At 57.8% G+C, this 5,062-nt stretch carries 2 protein-coding genes and 1 pseudogene; all 3 read right to left on the bottom strand.

What is annotated here, in order from left to right; translation table 11 throughout:
- Nucleotides 1-108: 108 nt before the first annotated feature.
- Nucleotides 109-1,536, bottom strand: a complete 1,428-nt coding sequence (locus tag OKC40_RS21705; RefSeq protein ID WP_182939003.1) for an OprD family outer membrane porin — start codon at nucleotides 1,534-1,536, stop codon at nucleotides 109-111.
- 504 nt (nucleotides 1,537-2,040) lie between these two features.
- Nucleotides 2,041-3,915 (bottom strand): methyl-accepting chemotaxis protein, encoded by a 1,875-nt coding sequence (locus OKC40_RS21710; protein ID WP_270796965.1) that lies wholly within the window; start codon nucleotides 3,913-3,915, stop codon nucleotides 2,041-2,043.
- 106 nt (nucleotides 3,916-4,021) lie between these two features.
- A pseudogene (locus OKC40_RS21715) lies at nucleotides 4,022-4,789 on the bottom strand (DMT family transporter); the annotation flags it as partial.
- Nucleotides 4,790-5,062: the final 273 nt, after the last annotated feature.

Here is a 5,062-nt window from a genome sequence, read left to right on the forward strand (position 1 = left end):
AGACCGCAAAAGTATGCGGTGCAAAAAGCCAATAAAAACAATGCCAGTCAGGCTTAACTGACTGGCATTAGGCCAAGTGGCCCGGTTTGCTGACATCGTATTGCCTGATTACATGATGGTAAACGGCATGATGATGTGGAACTTGACGTCCTGCTCGGAGGCGAACACGTTCGGATATGCCCAGCTGGTTGGCAGATCGTTGTTGTAGTCGGTGTAGTGCAGTTTGAACAGGGTGCCTTTCAGCTTGCCATCCTGCACGGTATAGCTGACATCAAAGTTGGCTGCCCATTCGGTATCTTCGCCGGAAGCATGCTTCTGGCCGTAACCGTCTTCAATATCCCAACCGTAGGCGCCGGAGACACCGACAGACCAGCCAGGTGCACCTACCAAATCATCCAGCGAGCGAGTCACGCCGAAGAACAGCGCTTTTTCGTTGTTGGCGTTCCAGTCGGAGCGGGAATCCCACCAAATTTCGTTGGCACCCTGTGAGTTGCCGTAGCCACGGGTCAGACGGGGCAGGTAGTTGCCTTCATCACCCTCAGCCTTGGTCCACAGACCTTCCAGGCGGAAACCGTACTGGGCGTAGTTCCATGCGGCGGTCAGCGCTTGCTGCCATGCCATACCATCGTAGGTTTTGCCTGCATCACCTGCGGTAGCGACAAAATCAGAGGTTTCAGAACCGTAGAACTGGTAGCTGGTGGAGAGGCCGCCAATTACGTCAAACTTGTGGGCCAGTTTGAAGTGATAGCTGTCCATGTAGTCTTTAGATTGACCAAATGAACCTGTCACAGCAGTGCCATTTTCGAAAGTGTAACGGGCTGCGATACCGTGGATGTAATCGATCTTGTATTGATCTTCCAATGGACTGTAACCAGACACCCAAGGCTTGGACTTGGAACGAGAGAACATCTGGGTTTCTTTGAACCAGGGGGCTTTGTATTCGTCAGCGATGGCGTAGGTCAGGTAGAGACCACCGAAGTTGCCTTCAATCTGGCCACCGCGATAGGTACCCGGCTGATAGGACCAGTTCACACCGATGATACCGGGAACATAGAGCTGGGTGTAACCGCCTTTGGCAGTCACGCTGTTGCCAAATTTGAACTTCAGAGCCGCATTGGTCAGGCTGGCACCGTTCTCGGACAAGCCATCGCTAGTGCCCCAAGAACTGCCCCAGAAGGAGAATTCATTTTCTTCGTTGGCACCGTTAGTCTGGTCAACGGCGAGGTCGTAGGCACCATAGCCACCGAGATCCAGGCCAACAACATCCCACGCGTAGCCAGAGTTGAAGTTAAGGGCTGCTTGAGCGGTAGAGTGGCTCAGGTTGCTTTGGTACTTACCCTCGTCATTCTTACGATCACGCTCACGCTGGAAGTAGAACAGGCCACCGCTCAGTTTGGCATCATCGGCAAAGGCCTCATAGGATTTGCCGTAATTTGGGCTCATCATGTCCTGAGCAGCCAATGCCATGCCGGGGGCGACCAGAGCGGCTACCACAGCGGCACTCAAAGCGGCGCGCTTGAAGATCACTTTTTCCATTTTTATTGCTCCTGATTTTATGGACTTAGCTTTTTTTTCCGGCAGTTGGCATCAGGCCTACCGCTCGGTATTGGCATTGCAATCAAAACCACGAAGGGCAAAAAATCTTGTCTTGGTTACCTGCAAACCCGGATGTCTTGGCACATCTGTAGTTCGCAGTCCTGATCATCACATGTTGTTTTTTTATGTTCCGATTCTTGGCTATCGGACAACCCCAAGAGTACGTTCGCGGTGCGAAATATCAATGAAAAGTTCCCTCAACGTTTCAAAAGTATGACCGAGTGCAAATAATTATGGGTAAGGTCGTAAACAGTCTCGCGGCAGGTATCACGGTAATGAAAGCGTTTTCTTGTGGCTGCGACCAGCGCCAGTGCGGTTTTTCATACTGCAGCGGGGAAGGGCGCAGTTAACCGGCAGGTAACAGATAATTTTGTGGTGCAAAAAAACTTTCCCTCCAGAGGAGGGAAAGTCGCTTGGCAGGGAAGTGGGCGATAAGAAGCAAGGTCAGCCTTGCTGGCCGAGGATGTGGGGGATCTGCTGTGCCTGATGGTGGATATGGGACGAAACCTGCACCGAGAGCTGACTCACCTGACGGGCATGTTGATGGATACGGGCGATCAGTTCGGCAAAACTGGCCAGCTTGTGCTCCTGACTTTTGGCATTGTCGGCCCCCTGCAGGGCGATGACCGCGGTGTTGCGGGCAATCTCCCGCACCGCCCGGGTGGTCTGGCGCAGTTGCTCCGCCTGTACCCGCTGGCGGCTTGATTCGCTGGTGATCCGGCTCAGTACGGTGTCAAGCTGTTCACCGGATTGGGTCAGACGCCCCAGAATATCGGTGATCTGGTTGAGGGATTGCTGGGTATTGGCCGAGAGGTGGCGCACTTCATCGGCGACCACGGCAAAGCCGCGCCCCTGCTCCCCCGCGCGGGCCGCTTCAATGGCGGCGTTGAGGGCCAGCAAGTTGGTCTGCTGAGCGATATGGCCGATCACATCGACAATGGCCGTCACATCGGCAACCGAGCGGGTGAGGGCCAGCAGCGCCTCATCGCTCTCGTCCATCGCCTGTTCGTTATGGTGGGCATGCCGGGCGATGTCGGCGGCGACCTGATGGACCTCTCCGGCCAGCAGGTTCAGCTCGTTCATCATCTGACCGCTCTCGTCGACCACCTGTTCGGTGGTGCGGGTGCTGTGGTGGATCTCGTCAACCTGGCTGACCATTCCTTGCAGGCTGAGGGATACCGCTGACAGCTGCCCCTCCTTCTGTTGTTGATCCAGTTGCAGGCGGCCGATCAGCCGGTTGTAGCTGGCAACGATATCGGCCAGCTCGTTGCGATCGCGTCCGGCAGGCAACGGCTCGGCCAGCCCTGTCTGATCGAGCTGCATAAAGGCTCCGCGCAGTCGCAACAAGGGGGTGAGCAGCCAGCGTCGTTGCACCAGCGCAAATAGCAGGGTGACCACCACCAGACAGAGCGCCAGCGTGCCGAGGATGGTGGCCAACTCCTGATTGACAGCTTGCCGCTCGCGGGCAAGTTGCTCCCCCATCTGCCTGGTCGCTTGCAACATCGCCATGATGTCTTGCTGCACGGCCTGGCGGCCAGCCTGTTGCTGTTGCAGCGCCGTGCGGCTGTTGGCCAGCTCCTGCGGATAGCGGCCCAGCAGCGAGCGCAATTCGCTGCGCGGTTGATCCCCCAGCTCCTTGCGCACCGGCTCCCCTAGCGTGAACTCATCGGCGGGCGCCTCTTCATAAAGGCCGAGCAGTGGCAAAGCTTGCAGCGCTTGCGCCTGTTTTTGCAGCGTCTCCACTTCGAAGCTGATCCCTTCGAGCAGCTTCTCGTTGCCCTGCTCCATATAGCTTTGGCGCAAATGAGCGAGGCGCGGCAGGCCGGCCAGGATCTCGGCCGCATCGCGGCGATATTGCTGCGCTACGACAGCTTGTTCGCTGCTGGCGCCTTGTTCCCCATAGCGGATCAGTGTCATGGCCTGGCTGCCCAGCTCACTCTCTGCATTTTGCAGCAGCAGCTGGCTGTTGCCCGAGAGCTTGCCAGCGGCCTGATAGTCGTGCGCGATACGCTGCGCCATTTGTTCGAGTTGCTGCCTGAGCGGGGCAGCCACGGCATCATCCTGAGCGGCCAGCGAGGAGAGAGCTTGCTGGCGGATCTTCTCTGCTGCGGCCAGTTGCTGCGGATCGCCGCTGTTGAGGTAGTCCCGCAGACTGTTTTGCAGCGTCACGGTCACCAGTTGTTGCAGCGTTTCGTGCTGGCGCTGGGCCTGATTGGTATGGGCAAGCTGTTGCCAGCCGTGGTAGAGAGCCAGCGCCTGCCCCCCCGCGACCAGCAACAGAACCAGAGAGGAGAGGGTGGCGTAATGGGCGATTTTCACGGGGTGATTCCTGTCAGCACAGACCATGGGTGAGCATGGCCCGAGCCTAAACAGGGATGGTGGCGTTTTTATGACAGCGCGGGTCAGGTGGCCCCATTTTGCCGATTTAACTGGCTGGGGATGCTTGCGCGTTGTTGCGTGGGCCCTGCATACCGAGCAGGGCGCCTCCCATGATCAGGGCGCCAGCCAGCAGATGGCGCGAGGTCAGCGTTTCTCCATTGAGCAATACCAGCAGCAAGGTGCTCAGCAGCGGTGTCAGGTAGGCCAGCGCCCCAATCCGCCGTGGGTCCCCATCCCGCAGCGCCAGATACCAGGTGACAAAGGCGGCCCCCATGGGCCCCAGTGCCAGCCCGATGATCAGCCACCAGTCACTGGTGGGGATCTGCGCGAGCGGCAGAGGCCCTTCGAGCAGACGAGCGAGCAGCATCGCCAACAAACCTGCGGGCAGGCAGGCTGCCGCAGTGACCACGGCGGGGGCTGGCGGTAGACGGCGTGACAGCACCGAATAGGCTCCCCAGACGACAGCCGCGCCCAGCGCCAGCAGGTATCCCGGCAGATAGGCCTGCTGCAGTTGCAGCTCGCCGTTGACCATCACCAGCATGGAGCCCGCCAGACCAAAGGCGCCAGCCAGCAGGTGACGTGCATGGAGTGGATAGCCGGGCAGCAACAGCGGGGTGAACAGAATGATGCAGAGCGGCCAGAGGTAGTTGATGAGGTTTGCCTCCAGCACCGGGGCATGGCGAAAGCTCATAAAGAGCAGCAGATGGTAGAGCAGCAATGCCGTAACCGTCACCAGCCAGGTAATGGGGCGAGCACGCCACTGGCGCCAGAACGGCAAGGCCCCGACCCCGCAGAAAAACAGCACCAGCCTGACTGTAGTGGTGCATGGGTACATTCGGGGCATGCTTCGAACCAATTCAATTATGGCTGCGTACCAGCACGTCACTCTTAGGGGCAACCGTCTTGTGCTAGCCGCATTTGGGGCAGCGAAATGTTGTCGGGGAAGGGGGCATAAGCATGGCATTCCTCAAACTCAAAAAAGTTCCATTATGGTCCCGCCAACCATGCTTCATGTACAGGATCTTTAGCGGCAACCAATTGAAATAGATATAAAAAAGGCTTCGTTTGTGATCTGATTTTATCGCCA

The sequence above is a fragment of the Aeromonas sp. QDB11 genome (assembly GCF_027705265.1).
Lineage (GTDB): Bacteria > Pseudomonadota > Gammaproteobacteria > Enterobacterales > Aeromonadaceae > Aeromonas > Aeromonas allosaccharophila.

Coding starts and splice junctions, on each gene's coding strand:
- OKC40_RS21705 (WP_182939003.1), bottom strand. CDS start 1,536: ATGGAAAAAGTGATCTTCAAGCGCGCCGCTTTGAGTGCCGCTGTGGTA.